This window comes from Roseobacter litoralis Och 149 (assembly GCF_000154785.2).
GTDB lineage: Bacteria > Pseudomonadota > Alphaproteobacteria > Rhodobacterales > Rhodobacteraceae > Roseobacter > Roseobacter litoralis.
Genome location: NC_015730.1, coordinates 1,352,023 through 1,368,561 on the forward strand (window position 1 = coordinate 1,352,023; position 16,539 = coordinate 1,368,561).

Annotated in this window: 16 protein-coding genes; 7 read left to right on the plus strand and 9 right to left on the minus strand. The window is 58.7% G+C overall.

From position 1 onward, the window contains the following. Nucleotides 1-4 precede the first annotated feature (4 nt). The 3 genes from RLO149_RS06345 to cobO form a co-directional block, all read right to left on the minus strand. Nucleotides 5-1,600 carry a gamma-glutamyltransferase family protein gene (locus RLO149_RS06345; RefSeq protein WP_013961253.1) on the minus strand — a complete coding sequence of 532 codons (1,596 nt, stop codon included), beginning with the start codon at nucleotides 1,598-1,600 and terminating at the stop codon, nucleotides 5-7. A gap of 116 nt (nucleotides 1,601-1,716) precedes the next feature. Further along, nucleotides 1,717-3,162 (minus strand): cobyric acid synthase, encoded by a 1,446-nt coding sequence (locus tag RLO149_RS06350; protein ID WP_013961254.1) that lies wholly within the window; start codon nucleotides 3,160-3,162, stop codon nucleotides 1,717-1,719. A gap of 10 nt (nucleotides 3,163-3,172) precedes the next feature. Beyond that, on the minus strand, nucleotides 3,173-3,781 hold the full coding sequence (gene cobO / locus RLO149_RS06355; RefSeq protein WP_013961255.1) for a cob(I)yrinic acid a,c-diamide adenosyltransferase: 609 nt from the start codon (nucleotides 3,779-3,781) through the stop codon (nucleotides 3,173-3,175). Between the two features lie 197 nt (nucleotides 3,782-3,978). Between cobO and RLO149_RS06360 the strand changes: the two genes are divergently transcribed. The 7 genes from RLO149_RS06360 to RLO149_RS06390 all read left to right on the plus strand — a co-directional run bounded on the left by RLO149_RS06360 (nucleotide 3,979) and on the right by RLO149_RS06390 (nucleotide 10,132). Beyond that, complete coding sequence (locus tag RLO149_RS06360; protein ID WP_013961256.1) at nucleotides 3,979-4,788, plus strand: ABC transporter substrate-binding protein; 810 nt, start codon at nucleotides 3,979-3,981, stop codon at nucleotides 4,786-4,788. Between the two features lie 4 nt (nucleotides 4,789-4,792). Then, nucleotides 4,793-5,605 carry an amino acid ABC transporter permease gene (locus RLO149_RS06365; RefSeq protein WP_013961257.1) on the plus strand — a complete coding sequence of 271 codons (813 nt, stop codon included), beginning with the start codon at nucleotides 4,793-4,795 and terminating at the stop codon, nucleotides 5,603-5,605. Continuing rightward, the gene (locus tag RLO149_RS06370; protein WP_013961258.1) at nucleotides 5,592-6,329 is read left to right on the plus strand and encodes an amino acid ABC transporter ATP-binding protein; all 738 of its coding nucleotides are present in this window, start codon (nucleotides 5,592-5,594) and stop codon (nucleotides 6,327-6,329) included. The genes RLO149_RS06365 and RLO149_RS06370 overlap by 14 nt, the downstream gene beginning before the upstream one ends. A 105-nt stretch (nucleotides 6,330-6,434) precedes the next feature. Then, complete coding sequence (locus tag RLO149_RS06375; protein WP_013961259.1) at nucleotides 6,435-7,424, plus strand: TRAP transporter substrate-binding protein; 990 nt, start codon at nucleotides 6,435-6,437, stop codon at nucleotides 7,422-7,424. 113 nt (nucleotides 7,425-7,537) lie between these two features. Next, complete coding sequence (locus RLO149_RS06380; protein WP_013961260.1) at nucleotides 7,538-7,981, plus strand: TRAP transporter small permease; 444 nt, start codon at nucleotides 7,538-7,540, stop codon at nucleotides 7,979-7,981. Then, on the plus strand, nucleotides 7,978-9,252 hold the full coding sequence (locus RLO149_RS06385) for a TRAP transporter large permease (RefSeq protein ID WP_013961261.1): 1,275 nt from the start codon (nucleotides 7,978-7,980) through the stop codon (nucleotides 9,250-9,252). The genes RLO149_RS06380 and RLO149_RS06385 overlap by 4 nt, the downstream gene beginning before the upstream one ends. Nucleotides 9,253-9,256: 4 nt before the next feature. Further along, a complete protein-coding gene (locus RLO149_RS06390) occupies nucleotides 9,257-10,132 on the plus strand; it encodes an isocitrate lyase/PEP mutase family protein (protein WP_013961262.1) in 876 nt (291 codons plus the stop codon). 28 nt (nucleotides 10,133-10,160) lie between these two features. Here RLO149_RS06390 and RLO149_RS06395 read toward each other — a convergent pair whose 3' ends face one another. The 6 genes from RLO149_RS06395 to RLO149_RS06420 form a co-directional block, all read right to left on the minus strand. Further along, nucleotides 10,161-12,206 carry an NADH:flavin oxidoreductase gene (locus RLO149_RS06395; protein WP_013961263.1) on the minus strand — a complete coding sequence of 682 codons (2,046 nt, stop codon included), beginning with the start codon at nucleotides 12,204-12,206 and terminating at the stop codon, nucleotides 10,161-10,163. 160 nt (nucleotides 12,207-12,366) lie between these two features. Then, nucleotides 12,367-13,938: a GMC family oxidoreductase gene (locus RLO149_RS06400; protein ID WP_013961264.1), complete on the minus strand. Its 1,572-nt coding sequence runs from the start codon at nucleotides 13,936-13,938 to the stop codon at nucleotides 12,367-12,369. 15 nt (nucleotides 13,939-13,953) lie between these two features. After that, on the minus strand, nucleotides 13,954-14,478 hold the full coding sequence (locus RLO149_RS06405) for a twin-arginine translocation signal domain-containing protein (RefSeq protein WP_013961265.1): 525 nt from the start codon (nucleotides 14,476-14,478) through the stop codon (nucleotides 13,954-13,956). Between the two features lie 17 nt (nucleotides 14,479-14,495). After that, nucleotides 14,496-14,891, minus strand: a complete 396-nt coding sequence (locus RLO149_RS06410; protein ID WP_013961266.1) for a VOC family protein — start codon at nucleotides 14,889-14,891, stop codon at nucleotides 14,496-14,498. A gap of 107 nt (nucleotides 14,892-14,998) precedes the next feature. Then, entirely contained in the window at nucleotides 14,999-15,292 is a 294-nt protein-coding gene (locus tag RLO149_RS06415; RefSeq protein WP_013961267.1) for a ribbon-helix-helix domain-containing protein, read from the minus strand. Between the two features lie 205 nt (nucleotides 15,293-15,497). Then, nucleotides 15,498-16,439, minus strand: coding sequence for a hydrogen peroxide-inducible genes activator (locus RLO149_RS06420; RefSeq protein ID WP_013961268.1), 942 nt, complete (start codon nucleotides 16,437-16,439; stop codon nucleotides 15,498-15,500). Nucleotides 16,440-16,539 lie beyond the last annotated feature (100 nt).

A 16,539-nucleotide genomic window follows, 5' to 3' on the forward strand; every position in this document is an offset into this window, starting at 1 on the left:
GGGATTAAAAGCCAATGGCGCAGCCGTCTTTGCGTGGGTCGGAGCCGGCGACATACCCGCGCCCCGGCTGGCGGTGAATGAGCTGCGCGCCGCCAAAACCAAAGGCATTGTCCGGGGTTTCCAGCGTGATGTCATGCCCCATCGCGCGCAGGGTCGAAATCGTATCGGGGGCCATGGTCGTTTCGCATGCGACGCCGAGACCTTGCGTCACGCGCCAGCGGGGGGCATCCACCGCCATCTGTGGGTCCTGACCCCAGAGTTGCGTACGCAACACCATCTGAACATGCCCTTGCGCCTGCATGGGGCCCCCCATGACCCCAAAGCTCATCAGGGGCGCGCCGTCGCGCATGAGGAAGCCGGGGATAATCGTATGAAACGGGCGTTTGCCGGGGGCGATGTGATTTTGATGTGATGGGTCAAGAGAAAACCCGAAACCCCTGTTTTGCATTGATATTCCGGTATTCGGCACAACCACGCCGGACCCAAAACCCATATAATTAGATTGAATGAATGAAACCATCATCCCACTTGCATCTGCTGCGCTCAGATACACGGTGCCGCCGCGTTTCGGCGCGCCTGATTTAAAGTCGCTTGCGGTGTTCACATTGATTTCCGCCGCCCGCGTTGCGAGATACGCATCGTCCAGCAAGTCCTGTGCGGTGACGGATGTCATGTGATCCGCATCCGCCACGAAGCCTTCGGCGTCGCGCAGGGCAAGTTTCATGGCCTCAACCTGTAAATGGAAAGCCTGCGCGCTGTCAGGGTCAAGGTCACGGATGTTGGTCTGGGACAGGATACCCAAGCCCATAAGCGCCGCGATGCCCTGACCGTTTGGCGGGATTTCATGCAGCGTTACCGCGTCAAAATCGCGCGCGATTGTGCCGCACCAATCTGCCTTGTGCGCCGCCAGATCCGCCGCCGTCAGCGCGCCGCCATGGGCCTGCGCATGCGCCGCGATTTCCTCGGCCAGCACACCTTCATAGAACGCTTTCCCCTTGGTTTCGGCGATCAGTCGCAATGAACGGGCGTGACCGGCACTTTGGAAATAATCGCCTGCGCGCGGGGCGCGGCCACCGGGAAGGAAAGCATCGGCAAAGCCGGGCTGAGCGGCCAGTTGCTCTGCCGCGCGCTGCCATAATTTTGCAATGACGGGCGAGACAGGAAATCCGTGTTCCGCATAGCGGATCGCTGGTTCAAACAAGGCCGGAAAGGGCAATTTGCCAAAGCGGTCCGACAGCGCAACCCAGGCCGACACCGCCCCCGGTACAGTGACAGAGCCCCAGCCGTGCATCGGTATCTGATCAAGCCCGGCAAACCGCTCAGGTGTATAATCGGCCGGCGCACGGCCGGATGCGTTTAACCCATGCAAGTCCTGCCCATCCCACAAAATGGCAAAGGCATCTGAGCCGATGCCATTGCCTGTTGGCTCAACGACGGTCAGCGCAATCGCGGTGGCAAGGGCGGCATCCACCGCATTTCCGCCCTGCGCCATCATGGACACCCCGGCTTGCGTGGCCAAAGGATGCGAGGATGACACGATGTTATCTGCCGCAACAGCAGAGCGTCGCGAGGGATAGGGGTGATGTGCGCTGAGTTCCATGGGGTGGTCTGTCCTGCGTGTTGGTCATTGTACCAAGGTCTGTGGCCTGACGCGCGCGGAGTCAATCGGGGTGGTTGTGTTTCCAGTGATGCCGTGCTGGTCTTGAATGGCCCTGTCTAAAGCGCCAGCCCCAGTATACCGTCAACATCCGCATGGGTTTCAAGATGCGTCGCCAGAGCGTCAAGGGTGGTTTCAACCGTCGCCGTGTAGGATGCGTTCTGCGTCACATCGAACTGTGCAAGCCATTGCGCCCTGAACGCATCATCCGTGAACATACCGTGCAGATAGGTGCCCATGACCCGCGCGTTCTGACTGATCGCACCATCGGGTTTCCCGTCAACATAAGCAAAGGGGCGGGCGCAGTCGGGCCCTTCTGTGCGGCCAACGTGAATTTCATAGGCGGGGAACATCGCGCCGCTCTGCGCGTGTTTCGCTGTGATCCGGGCGACCCGTTTTTGCGGCGTCATGACCGTGGTGATGTCCAGAAACCCCAAACCCTCCGTCGTGCCGGGGGGGCCTTCTATGCCATCAGGGTCGACAATGGACTGCCCCAGCATCTGATACCCGCCGCACAAGCCCAGCACATGGCCGCCACGGCGCAGATGCGCGGCCAGATCAATGTCCCATCCTTGCGCACGCAGGAAGGCCAGATCACCCCGCGTTGATTTGCTGCCCGGCAAGATCACGATATCCGCATCCGCAGGCAAAACCTCACCGGCGCGCAGCATGGTCATCTGTACGTCCGGTTCATGGCTCAGCGGGTCCAAGTCATCGAAATTTGCGATGCGAGACAGGTGCAGACACACGATGTGTAGGCCGTCTTTGCGAGTTGGCGTTTTGATATCATAGGCGTCTTCAGCCGGGAGCTTCCAGGCATCAGCAAACCACGGCAGCACGCCAAAGCCGGGCCAGCCAGTATGGTTTTTTATGATCTCATAGCCTTCATCAAAAAGTTTCGGATCGCCGCGAAACTTGTTGATAAAAAACCCTTTTATCATTCCTGCGTCAGCGCGCGATATCACTGCTTGCGTACCTACCACCTGCGCGATCACACCGCCTCGGTTGATGTCTCCACAAAGCAGCACGGGAACCTGCGCCGCCTCAGAAAAGCCCATATTGGCGATATCATTGCTGCGCAGATTCACCTCTGCCGGGCTGCCCGCGCCTTCGACGATGATCAGATCATATTGCGCCTTGAGCCGGTTGAAGCTGTCGAGCACAGGGCCGAGCAATTTCGGTTTCAGCTTTGCATAATCGCCCGCCGCAACGGAGGTCATGCGCTGGCCCTGAACAATCACCTGCGAGCCGGTTTCGGTTTCAGGCTTGAGCAGGATCGGGTTCATGTCCACCGTCGGGTCAAGCCCGCAGGCAAAAGCCTGCAAAGCCTGCGCGCGGCCGATCTCGCCCCCGTCTGTCGTGGCTGCTGCGTTGTTGGACATGTTTTGCGGCTTGAACGGCGCGACAGATATTCCGCGACGCTTGGCGGCGCGGCAAAGCCCTGCCACCAAAAGCGACTTGCCTACATCAGAGCCTGTGCCCTGCAGCATGATCGCGCGACCCATGCGCGTTCCCCTAGAACTCGATGCCTTTTTGGGCAACGACACCATCTTTGAAAGGGTGTTTCACCAAAGTCATCTCGGTCACGAGATCTGCGGCCTCAATCAGTTCAGGCTTGGCATTGCGCCCGGTCAGGCAGACGTGGGTCATGTGAGGCTTTTGCGTCAGCAGGAAATCGACCACCTCGTCGATGTTCAGATAGTCATAGCGCAGCGCGATGTTTATCTCATCCAGCAGCACGAATTGAATGTCGGGATCGAGGATTTGTTCTTTCGCGATCCGCCAGCCATTTTCCGCCGCCGCAATGTCGCGCGCACGGTCCTGTGTTTCCCATGTAAAGCCTTCGCCGGAAACGAAAAACCGGCATTCATCCGCATAATTGTCACGCAGGAACGACTTCTCGCCCGTGTCCCAGTTGCCCTTGATGAACTGGACCACGGCGCAGGGAATCTTGTGCGAAATACAGCGCATGATCATCCCGAAACCAGACGATGATTTCCCTTTGCCCTTCCCGGTATGCACCATGATGAGACCCTTTTGTTCGGTCTTTTGCTCCATCATCTTGTCGCGTGCCGCTTTGATCTTACGCATCTTGGCGTTGTGACGTTCGTTTTCTTCAGACATGCTGAAATTCCCCGTGCTGGTGTTGGCGCAGTTAGTGCATTCCCACTGAGCAGCGTCAACCACCACCGGATCGAATTCGCAGCACCGGGCGGGATAATTCCGATGTCGGCCGCTCCGTCATGTCTTGCCCCTTGCGCGACACCATGAGGGCCGCAATAAAAGTACCAAGCATCACAACCAAGTGGGGAGAAGTCGAAATGCATAAGGTCCTGGCCATTTCCATCATTGCGTCAATGATTGCCGTGGGCGGCGCGCAGGCGCAAAGCTGCCACGAGGGCAAGACCATCAGCGCGGGCAAGCTGACCATCGCCACCGGCAACCCGGCCTATTACCCTTGGGTGCTGGATGATGCACCGGAAAGCGGGCAGGGGTTCGAGGCGGCAGTGGCCTATGCGCTGGCGGGCAAGATGGGGTTTATGCAGGGCGACGTGATCTGGACCCGCACGTCATTTGATCAGGCGATCCAGCCGGGGGCAAAAGACTTCGATCTGAACATGCAGCAGTTTTCCATCACGGAACAGCGCGATAAAGTCGTGGATTTTTCACTGCCTTACTACACCGCACCGATGGCAGTGCTGGTGCGTGGCGCGGACGGGCTGACCGCTGATATGGCAACATTGAAACGGTTGAAATGGGGTGTCGTCGCGACCACGACCGCGCTGCCGGTGGTCATGGAAAAGATCGCGCCTGAAAGCCCTCCGCTGATTTATGACGACAATGTCAATGTGGTCGAGGCCATGAAAGCGGGTCAGATAGATGCAGCACTCTTTGATCTGCCCACCGCGCTTTATCTGGGGGCGGTTGTGTTGGAGGGTGGGCAAGTGCTTGGCCAGTTTACCGCGGATGAAACCAAGAACCCTGATCATTTCGGCGCGCTTATGACCGAAGGCAATCCGCTGAAGGAATGTGTTGATGCGGCACTTACGGAGATGAAGGCCGATGGCAGCCTTGCCGCTATCGAGGCGCAATGGTTGCAGGAAGCGACCGGTGTGCCACTGATCCAGTGAGCCGGTGGTGAACCGCAGACAGGCATACGAGGCCCACCAGCGGCGTCGGTCGCTGAGCATTGCGGGCGTGAGTACGGCGCTTGTGCTGGTCGCAATGATCCTGCTTGTGCCGCTTGCGCCGGGCTGGCAAGCTGTCAAGGCCAGCTTTTTTGACGCCGCCGTGTTTGCCGAAACCTTCCCGACGCTTTTGCAGGCTTTCATGATTGATGTCATGATTTTCGCGTGGTCGGTGCCGCTGATCCTCGGACTGGGGCTTGCCATTGCGCTGGCGCGCGGCGCACGCGCGCCCGCCCTTTTCCCGCTGCGGATATTCGGTGCCGTCTATGTGGATGTGTTTCGCGGCGTGCCGGTAATCCTGACCATCTATCTGATCGGGTTTGGTATTCCGGGGCTTGGTCTGCCGCGCCCTTGGAATTCGCCCTACATCTGGGGAACGGTGGCGCTGGTGCTGACCTACTCGGCCTATGTGGCCGAGGTGCTGCGCTCCGGCATCGAGAGCGTGCATGCCAGTCAGCGCAACGCCGCCATCTGTCTGGGCCTGTCGGAGCGGGACACCATGCGCTATGTCGTGCTGCCGCAGGCCATCCGCCGCGTGGTGCCTGCCAATATGAACATGCTGGTGGCCCTTCAGAAGGATGTGGCATTGCTCAGCTTTATCGGCCCGGTCGAAATATTGCGTCAGGCGGGCATCTACAAAAGCCTGCTGGCCAATTTCACGCCTTATCTGGTGGCTGCAGTGATCTTTTTGATGGTGACCGTGCCCGCCACGCGCTACGCCGACTATCTGTTGAACCGAGACCGCAATGCCCGAAGCTAAACTGTCGCTGCGCGGCGTGCAGAAATCCTTTGCGGACAATCAGGTTCTGTCCGGTATTGATCTGGATGTGCATGCGGGCGAAATGATCTGCCTGATTGGCGCGTCGGGGTCGGGTAAATCGACGCTCCTGCGCTGCATCAACCAGCTTGAAGCAATTGATGAAGGGTCAATCTGGCTTGACGGTGTGGATATCTCGGAACCGGGGATTGATCTGGCCCCGATCCGACGGCGCATTGGCATCGTCTTTCAATCATACAACCTGTTTCCGCATATGAGCGCGATTGAGAATGTGCAACTGGCGCCGCGCCGGGTGCTGAAACAATCGGCGGATGCCCGAACCGACAAGGCCGAGGCGTTGTTTAACCGCTTTGGCCTCGCGCAGCATATGCATAAGTATCCCGACCAGTTGTCAGGGGGGCAACAGCAGCGTGTCGCCGTGATCCGTGCGCTGGCCATGGAACCCGAAATCATGCTGTTTGATGAAATTACGGCGGCCCTTGATCCTGAACTCGTGGGCGAGGTGCTCAGCGTTTTGCGCCATCTGCGCGCCGAAGGTATGACGATGTTGCTTGCGACCCATGAAATGGGCTTTGCTCGCGAGGTGGCGGATCGCATCTGCTTTATGGATGGCGGGCGTATCCTTGAGCAGGGGAAACCGGAGCAGATATTCACGGCACCGCAAAAACCACGGACCCAAGCGTTTCTGAAAGCAGTGCTGCGATAACCCTTTGCGCTGCCGTGCAGAGGTTCGGCCGAATAAACGGTTGCAAGTTCCGGAAGCGCCGTTAACGTCGCAACTCCAAAAAGAAGATTTCAAGGGAGGAAACAAATGTTCAGAAATGCAATATTGGGCGCTGTTGCGTTGAGCGCCGTGAGCGGTGCCGCCATTGCGCAGGAGAAAATGCGCATCTCGTTGCAGCTGCCACTGACCAGCCACCTGGGTGAGAACCTCGTTCTGTTCGAAAAAGAGGTTGAGGAAAGAACCGGCGGCGCGATTGACGTGGAAATCTACGACAGCGCGACACTCTACAAAGACAAGGAAGTTCCAGCCGCTGTCGGTTCTGGTGCTATTGAAGCTGGGGTTGCGTCCCTGACGCGCTATGTCGGCGATGCGCCTGTTGTTGACGTTTTCTATATGCCGTTCCTGTTCAACACTGAGGACAAGGTGCGTGCCGCCGTGGCCGAAGGGTCGCCCGTGCGGGCTGTGCTTGAAGAGGAAATCGCCAAAACCGGCGGTCAGGTTCTCTATTGGCAGGCCTATGGTGGTGCGATCTTGCTGTCACAAGGTGGCCCGATCCGCACTCCCGAAGACATGAAGGGCAAAAAAGCGCGGGTGTTTGGCAAAACGCTTGGTGACTTTGTTACCGCAGCGGGCGGGGCGCCCACATTGATTTCCGGCTCGGAGCAATATCTGGCCTACCAGCGTGGGACGGTTGATGTTGGTATGACCGGCATATCCGGTGTCAAATCCCGCAAGCTTTGGGAAGTGATGGATACAATTACCAAAACCAACCACGCAAACATCGAATTTGTGGTTGTCGTGAACAACGACTGGTGGGACGGCCTGTCACCCGAGTTGCAGGGCCATATCAAGGCAGCAGCACAAGTGGCGCAAGACGATGTACGCGACCGCATGAGCGGCATCGAAGCGGCAGCCTATAAAGCCGCTGAGGAGAACGGGATGACCATTGTGGACCTGTCAGATGCTGAACTGGCCGCATGGCAGGAGGTCGCACAGCCTGTTTATGATTCCTACCTTGAGGCGACGGGTGAAGCAGGTCAGAAGATCCTTGATTCTTTAGGTGCAGGTGGCTCCTGACGTCTCTGTAAAATAAGGGAAAAGCGGATGGCTTACCGGCCATCCGTCTCTGCAAAAAAATGTCAGTCATAAATAAAATATCATGGGCGTTTTGTGCCATTGGGGCCATTTTGATGGCTGCCACGGGTGCCATGCTCACCTATGAGGTGATCGCCAGATACTTCTTTGTCAAACCGACGATCTGGGCCGCTGAACTCAGTCAGCTTTGCCTGATCTGGGGGTGTTTTCTGGCGCTGCCGCATCTGTTGGTTTTGCGTCGCCATATTACGGTGAACGCTGTCACCAACCTCTTGCCCGAGGGCGCGCAGAAGCTCTGCGCCGCTTTCGCGCTGGTGGCGGTTATTGTGTTTTCCTCGATCGTCGCGATTTACGGCTGGCATATATTCTACGAGAGCTTTTCACGTGGGCGCACGACAGGGTCGCTGCTGAACTTGCCGGTCTGGATTGCCGAACTGTCCGTACCCGTCGGGTTCGGCATGCTCGCCTTGCAAGGCCTTGTTGAGTTGATCCGTCTGCCGGGTGCTGGCACCACAAGCCTTGGAGCGACGCACGAATGACGATCCTGCTTATTCTGGGGTGCCTTTTCGGGCTCTTGCTGGTCGGGGTGCCGGTCGCCTTTGCGCTGGGTGGCATGGGGCTTGGCATGCTGCTGCTGGGCGGCTTTTCACCGCTCATGGCGCCGCAATCGCTGCTCTCGACCTTGGATGGCTTCATCCTTCTGGCGGTGCCGCTGTTTCTGCTGATGTCGAACCTGCTGCTCAAGGGCGGCGTCGGGCGTGATCTATTCGCCGCCGTTCAGGCTTGGGTCGGGCACTGGCCCGGTGGCCTTGCGGTCGCCACGATCCTAAGCTGCGCGCTCTTTGCCGCCATTTCCGGTTCTTCAGTTGCGACGGCTGCCACGATTGGCACGGTGGCCATTCCGGAAATGATAAACCGCGGATATGAAAAACGCTTTGTCTACGGGTTGCTGGCGGCGGGCGGCACGCTGGGCATTCTCATACCGCCCTCCATTCCGATGATCGTCTATGGTTTTGTGACCGAGCAATCGGTGATTGCGCTGTTTCTGGCAGGCATCGGGCCGGGGGCTGTGCTGGTCACACTCTTTGTCCTTTTTGCCATGTTGCATGCGCGCCTGTGGGGCGGGTACACGCCGGTGCCCAAGGCGTCGATGCGCGAACGCGCGACAGCCTCAAAGCGCGCCCTGCCGTCTGTGGCGCTTGCGGCTCTTGTCATCGTGGGTCTCTATTCCGGGGCGTTCACCCCCACAGAAGCGGCTGCGATTGGCTTTGCTGCGGCCCTGTTGATCACCGTATTCTGGTTGCGCACCATGACGCTGGCCAAATTCTGGGAAGCGGTGCGCGAATCCGCGATCACCACAGCGGCGATCCTGTTGATCGTGGCGGGGGCGAAAATCTTTGGCAAGGCCATCGCCCTGTATCGCATCCCGCAGGATATTTCGGCATTCCTTGCCCAGACCATAGACGGGCCGATCATGTTCATTCTGGTCGTCTCGGTCGTGCTGTTGTTGATGGGGCTGGTGTTTGAAGCCCTGTCGATGATCCTGATCATGACGCCGGTGCTGCTGCCCGCGGCGATGGGTCTGGGATTCGATCCGATCTGGTTCGGCATCTACATGGTGATCATGGTGGAATGTGCCCTGATCACGCCGCCGGTGGGTCTAAACCTCTATGTCATACAATCGGTTGCGCGCGCCACCTTGGCGGATGTTGCACGCGGGGTCTGGCCGTTCCTGATGCTGATGTTGTTCACGGTTGGCATCCTTTATGTGGTGCCGGATCTGGCGCTTTATATCCCTTTCAAATGGTGAAGTCATGAATGCTGCGAAAACGCTCCGTACCTTGCTGGCGCAGGATAAATGCCATGTGATGCCGTGTTGTTTTGACGCGCTCTCGGCCAAGCTGATCGCGCAGGAGGGGTATGATCTGACCTTCATGTCCGGCTTTGCCGCCTCCGCCAGCCGGATCGGCGCGCCGGATCTGGGCTTGATGAGCTATGGCGAAGTCGTGGATCAGGCCCGCAACATCGCCAATGCCATCGACATTCCGCTGATCGGGGATGGCGATACGGGCTATGGCAATGCGATGAACGTGCGCCGCACGGTGACGGGGTTTGCGCAAGCCGGTTGTGCGTCGGTGATGATCGAAGACCAGCTTGCCCCGAAAAGATGCGGGCACACGCCGGGTAAGGCCGTCGTGGCGCGCCAGGAGGCATATGACAGGATCAAGGCGGCGGTGGATGCGCGCGATGCCTTGCGCGAAGACGGCGGCGACATACTGATCCTTGCCCGCACGGATGCGCGTCATGAACACGGGCTGTCAGAGGCGATCGAACGGGCGGCGGTCTTTGCCGAACTTGGCGCGGATATCCTGTTCGTGGAGGCCCCTAAATCCACCACAGAGATGCAGGAGATCTGCTCAAACCTGCCCGGTCCCAAGATGGCGAATATCGTCGAAGGTGGGGAAACACCGGATTTGCCAAATGCGGCCCTGCATGACATCGGCTATTCCATCGCGGCCTATCCGCTGTCGCTGATGGCGGCGGCGATGCAGGCGATGGTCACATCGTTGCGCGCAATGCGCGCGGATCAGCGGCCCGGATTGATGGATTTTGGCGAGCTGCGCAGCCGGATCGGGTTTGACGATTACTATGCAGCGTCGCAAGCCTATGCGTCCTCAAAGCGCGACTGAGTGTGCGTCGGGGTCGCCGGATGCGTGCTCACAAGTCCTTGACCAGCCGTAGGGCGTCGTAAATCGCCGCATGTGTGTTGCGGGCCGAAACCGCATCCCCGATCCGGAAAAGCTGAAACGCGCCATCGGGGTTGGTGTTCACATTCTGCACCCCGCCCGCGATCAGCGCGTCATAATCCACCGCGCCAAGGTTGCTGCTGTTTGGTTTCAGCGCGTGGTAAAGCTCATCCAGCGGGAAGGTCCCATAGTTCACAACGATCTGGTCGTAATCGGTCTGATAGCTGTGATCGCTGTAATCCGTCCCGATTGTGGCACGTAACTTGTTGCCATTGCGCGCCACATCCAGCAGGCGGCGCGTCACGGTAAAGGTGACGTCCTTGTCCTGCAGCGCGCGCATATAAGGCGTCAGGTTCATCGCCATGATGTCGGGCGCAAACACGCGATCAGGCGTCATTACCTCGACTTTTGCGCCCGCTAAGGCGGCTGTTTCGGCGGCTTGCAGCCCCGGATGGTCGCCGCTTTCATCATAGATCAAAACGTGATCGGCCGGTTTCACATCGCCTGCGATCATCTCCCAACTGCTGATCACATGGGGTGTGTCGCGGCCAGCCTCGAAAAGTTCGGTGTTTGGCAGGCCGCCCGTCGCCACGATCACCACATCCGGATTCAGGTCGGTGATGGTTTCAGGTTCGGCCCATGTGTTGAAATGAAAACGCACATCGCGCGCGGCACATTGGGCCATGCGCCAGTCGATGATTGAAATCATATCGCGGCGGCGCGGGTTCTGGATGGTCAGCCGGATTTGCCCACCGGGATCGGCTTGCGCCTCAAAGACCGTGACAACGTGCCCGCGCTCGGCGGCGACACGGGCGGCCTCAAGCCCTGCCGGGCCTGCGCCGACAATCACAATATGGCGTGGGCCAGGGGCCGGGGCTATGACGTGCGGCATGGAGAGTTCGCGCCCGGTGGCTGCGTTGTGAATGCACAGCGCCTCGCCGCCCTGATAAATCCGATCCAGACAAAAGGTGGCCCCGACGCAAGGGCGTATATCGTCCTCGCGTCCCTCGCGGATCTTCTGGACAATATGCGGGTCAGCCATATGCGCCCGCGTCATCCCGACCATATCGAGCAGCCCGTTTGCCACCGCATGTCGCGCAGTCGCCACATCGGGGATTTTGGCGGCGTGGAATGTGGGCAGGCCGGTCGCCTTTTTGACCGCCCCGGCGAAATCAAGATGTGGCGCATTGCTCATGCCCTGCACCGGGATCACGTCGACCATCGCAGGGTCCGTGTGTATGCGCCCCCGGATCACATTCAGGAAATCGAGACGCCCATCATCGGCGAGGATTTTTGAAATGCGCAGGCCCTCTTCGGGGGTAATTCCATCTTTTTGCACCTCATCGGCGGTAAAACGAAAGCCAATGATGAAATCTTCACCCACGCGTTTTCGAATGGCCCCCAAGACATCCAGCGGAAACCGCATCCGGTTTTCCAACGTGTCGGCACCGTAGGGACCGGACAGATCGTTCGTGAGCGGTGACCAGAACTGGTCCATCAGATGGCCATAGACCTGCAATTCGATCCCATCCATGCCACCGGCCTGCATCCGCTCGGCTGCGTCGGCGAAATCGGTGATCACCCGGTCAATATCCCAGTCTTCGATCAGTTTGGGAAAGGCACGATGCGCAGGTTCGCGGTGGCGCGAGGATGAAAGGGAGGGCAACCAGTCGCCTTTGTTCCACGTCGTGCGCCGTCCAAGATGGGTTAGCTGGATCATCACAGCACAGCCATGCGCATGGCAGGCATCGGTCAGATCGGTGATCCATGGCACCACCTCATCCTTATAGGCCAGAACGTTGTTGAACACCGGCGGGCTGTCTTTGGACACCGCCGCCGAACCTGCGGTCATCGCAAGGGCAAGCCCGGCCTTGGCGCGTTCTTCGTGATAGGCGCGGTAGCGTTCCTTGGGCATGCCGTCTTCGGGATAGGCAGGTTCATGGCTGGTTGTCATGATGCGGTTCTTCAACGTCAGATGTTTGAGTTGAAAGGGTTGCATCAACGGATCTTTTGACATCGGCTGCACGCTCCACCTGTCCTGTTGCGTCACATCATGGCGACGTTTCAACGCGCAGTAAGCCGCATATCTAGAGGCTTGGCCAGATCAAAAACGCTGGATAACGGGGGATCAGATCAGCGGGTGTATCGCCGCACCCATTAGATGCGGCGATGTGGTGTTACAGGTTTCCGGCGGACATCTCGCGCGCCATGTGATCGGCCTGCCGGATGGCCAGTGCCACGATGGTCAGCGTGGGGTTTTCGGCCGCCCCCGTCGTGAACTGCGAGCCATCAGAGATGAACAGGTTCGGGATGTCATGGGTCTGACCCCATTTGTTCACCACCCCGTCGCGGGCATTTTCCGACATCCGGTTGGTGCCAAGGTTATGCGTTGACGGATATGGCGGCGTCGGGAAGGTGCGCGTGGCCCCGACCGCATCATAGACGGCCTGCCCCTGCTGATAGGCGTGATTGCGCATCGCGATATCATTGGGGTGGTCATCAAAGTGCACATTTGCCACCGGCAGGCCGTATTGATCCGTGACGTCGTGGTTGAGTGTCACGCGGTTGGTTTCCTGCGGCATGTCTTCGCCCACAATCCACATGCCTGCCATATTCTCATAGGCATCAAGCGCGGAGGTAAACTCGCGGCCCCATGCGCCGGGATCAAGGAAGGCGGCCATGAACGGCAGGCCGAGCGCGAGCGTCTCAAGCTCATAGCCGCCGACGAAACCGCGGCTTGGGTCATGGCGGGCTTCGTCCTGAATGATGCCTGCCATGGTCGTGCCGCGCCACATCTTGACCGGCTGATCAAAGGTTGCATAGACCGACCCTGTCATGTGACGCATGTAATTGCGCCCCACCTGACCGGAGGAATTGGCCAGCCCATCCGGGAACATCGACGTCGCCGAGTTCAACAACATGCGCGGGCTTTCGAACGAGTTGCCTGCAACACAGACGGCGCGCGCCTTTTGCATTTGCAGGTTGCCGTCCGCGTCGAAATATTCAACGCCCGAGACTTTGCCTGCGTCATCGTGCAGGATGCGCGCCACATGGGCCCGTTCGCGCACTTCGAGGTTGCCGGTCGCTTCACCTTGCGGGATATCGGCATAGGCCGTTGACCATTTGGCCCCCCATTTGCAGCCTTGAAAGCAAAACCCGGTTTGCTGACACGCGCTGCGTTCGCCACCATCTGTCGACTGGATCGCCATGCGCCCTGTACTCACTTCGGTGTATCCCAGCGCCTTGGCGCCCTTTTCGAACACAAGGTAGTTGTTGTTGCCCGGCAGGCCCGGTCGGTCGCCGGTGCGTGTCACGCCCAGCTTTTCCTCGGCCAGCGCATACCATGGCGCCATTTCCGCCGCATCAATCGGCCAATCCAGCAGGCTTGCGCCCTGCACGTTGCCATAGGTGGTCGCAGCCTTCCATTCGTGTTCCTGAAAGCGCAGGCTTGCCCCCGCCCAATGGGTCGTCGCGCCGCCCACCGCTTTGACGATCCACGCAGGCAGGCCGGAAAAATCCTTGGCCACGCGCCAGTCGCCCGATGTCGTGCGCGGGTCCAGCCAGGCCAGTTGCCCAAAGCTTTCCCATTCGTCGTTGACATAGTCCTCGGGCAGGTAGCGCCCGCCAGCTTCCAGCGCGACAACGCTGATGCCTTTTTGCGCCAGTTCATTTGCCAGAACGCCGCCGCCCGCGCCTGTTCCGATGACGACAATAACGCTGTCGTCGGTGAGATCAAAAGGTGCCGTCATGGTGCCTAATCTCCTTTATAGCCAGTTGATGTCATTGAATCCGCGGTCGATATAGCCGCCGAATTCATAAGAAGAGCCCTCGTAGCCAAAGATCGGCCAGACCGCTTTCTGATTATAAAGCCCGGTCACAAGGCCGCCGCGGACCTGCTGAAAGAACGCGCTGTCCTCCATGCCGCGCAGGATGTCGACCCGGTCGCGTTCCCAGCCAATGTCGAGGTAACTGGCATGCCCTTTGCCTGCCGCCGCCGCATTCAGCGCGGCAATGCCGTCTTCAACCGCCTGTGCGGCCTCGGCGGTGTCATAGCCTTTCACGGCCACCACGTAAAAGGCATCTCCCACCTTGTCATGCGGATAGATATCGCGCGCCATTTGCACCAGTGTCGCAAAGGTTTCCGGTTGCAGCTCGGTCGTTTCCATCGCCCATGCCCCATCGGGTGCGGCAAGAAACCCCGCGCCGACAACAAATGAAGCCCCCGCAGCTGTCGCACGTGACAAAAGCTGGCGTCGGGTAAGCCCTTTCGGGCCGGTTGTGGTTGTCATGTTATCCTCCCTTTGAATTACAGATAGCGCCCACCGCGCTCAAGCACTTCGATCTCGTAGCCATCCGGATCGGCCACAAAGAAAAAGTGCGCGATGACTTCCCCATCGGGCGCAAATTCCACGATCTTTCGCGGTGACAAGCCTGCCGCCTCAAATCGGGCGTGTTCGCTTTCGATATCCGTGACCGACACCGCCAAATGGCCATAGCCATCGCCAAGGTCGTAAGGTTCTGTGCGGTCTTTGTTTACTGTCAGTTCAAGTTCGAAACTGGTTTCCGGATTGCTGAGATAAAGCAGCGTGAAATTGGTGAAATCCAGCCGGTCTGCGACTTTCAACCCGAATGCGGTATCGTAAAAGCGAACGGATGCAGCTTCGTCACGCACCCGGATCATGGAATGAATGGCTTTGGCCAAAGTGGTCCCTCCCGTTGTTCACTATAAACATCGTGCAGGAGGGCCGCAGAGCTTGGGTAGTATTCCCGTACTACCCCGTATTTTTTCTTTGGCCTATCTGGCAGCCGCTATTCAGCAGCCAGCGTCAGGCTTTTGCGGTCCGGGTTCATCTCGGTGAACTTCAGGCAGGCGCAGCGCAGCAGTGAGGTGAAATTCTTTGGTTCCCCGCGTTTTTCCAGCACTTCGGTGTGCAGCTTTGAAATGAAACAGGGGGCGGTTGTGCCCTCGCTCTGCGCGATTTCGTCAATCACTTCCCAGAAGGCATTCTCCAGCCTGATGCTGGTGCTTTGCCCATTCAGCCGCAACCGGCGTGTGGTGCAGCTATATCGTTCCGGATCCTGTCCGGCAAAAACGTCGCACATAAGGTGCCCTCCCATTGGTCCGCTGCGCCAGTGATGTTGTTCTGGCGGTCGGATGTTTGGTTTTAAGGTTAAACATCATGGGTATTGTTGTCTATTGCCTTGCGGATGTGCCATTTGGCCGATGCACATACGTTGACGTGTGTTTGACGTCTTAGAGGTCTGATATTATTTACCAATCTGTGCCGCCACATGCCACAGTAGTGCATCAGGGCATGCTTTTTGCGCCGCTGGCCGGGGGCAGGGGGTGCGTATCACGTGCTTGCTGCCCAACCCCGCGCACGATGGCCCCAATCTGCATCAGCTGGTCGGACAGGGGGTTGGTTTTGCGCCAGACCATGCCAATGGTGCGCGACGGGCCGGGTTTGGGAAAGCGCGCAACCGCCACATCCGCAGACCGCGTTTCCAGCGACAGAGCCATTTCGGGGATCAAGGTGACACCGATGCCCGCCCCGACCATCTGCACAAGCGTCGAGAGCGAACTGCCCTCCATCATCTGGCGGGGGTGCGCGTCGACCGATTTGCAAAAGGACAGGGCCTGATCGCGAAAACAATGACCCTCTTCAAGCAGCAACAGGCGCATCTCCTGCAGCATTTCCGGGCTTGGGACGGGTTTTCCTGCATCCTGCGGCGGGCGGACCAGCACGAAATCCTCTTCAAAGAGCGCAAATTCCTGCAGCGCCGGTTCCGAAATCGGCAGCGCCACAATTGCCAGATCCAACCGGGCCTCCAAAAGGTCCTGAATCAGGGCTTGCGTCACGGATTCGCGTAATTCGACATCAAGGTCGGCAAACCGCTCTGCAAATGACGTCATGATCGCAGGTAAAAGATAGGGGGCGACGGTTGGAATGACCCCGAGCCTGAGCCGACCCGCAAGCGGGCCTTGGGCCGCGCGGGCGAGTTCGTCCAGCTCATCGATACTCAGCAGAATTTTGCGGGTCCTGGTGATGAAATCCGACCCCAAGGCCGTCAGGCGAATTTCGCGCGTCGCCCGTTCAACCAGCGGCGCGCCCACCAATGCTTCGAGCTCCTTGATCTGCAAGGACAGGGCTGGCTGCGTGATGGCACAGGAGTCAGCGGCCCGCCCAAAATGTTTGTGGCGGGCGAGGGCGTCGAAATATCTGAGCTGTTTCAGGGTGAGGCCAATCATAAGAAAAACTTATCACTATGGTCAGAATAATCAATTAGTGTCTTTGCCGCGCAGTTGTTAGAACCGTTCCAAACTGAAACCCCAACCAACTTTGGAGAGA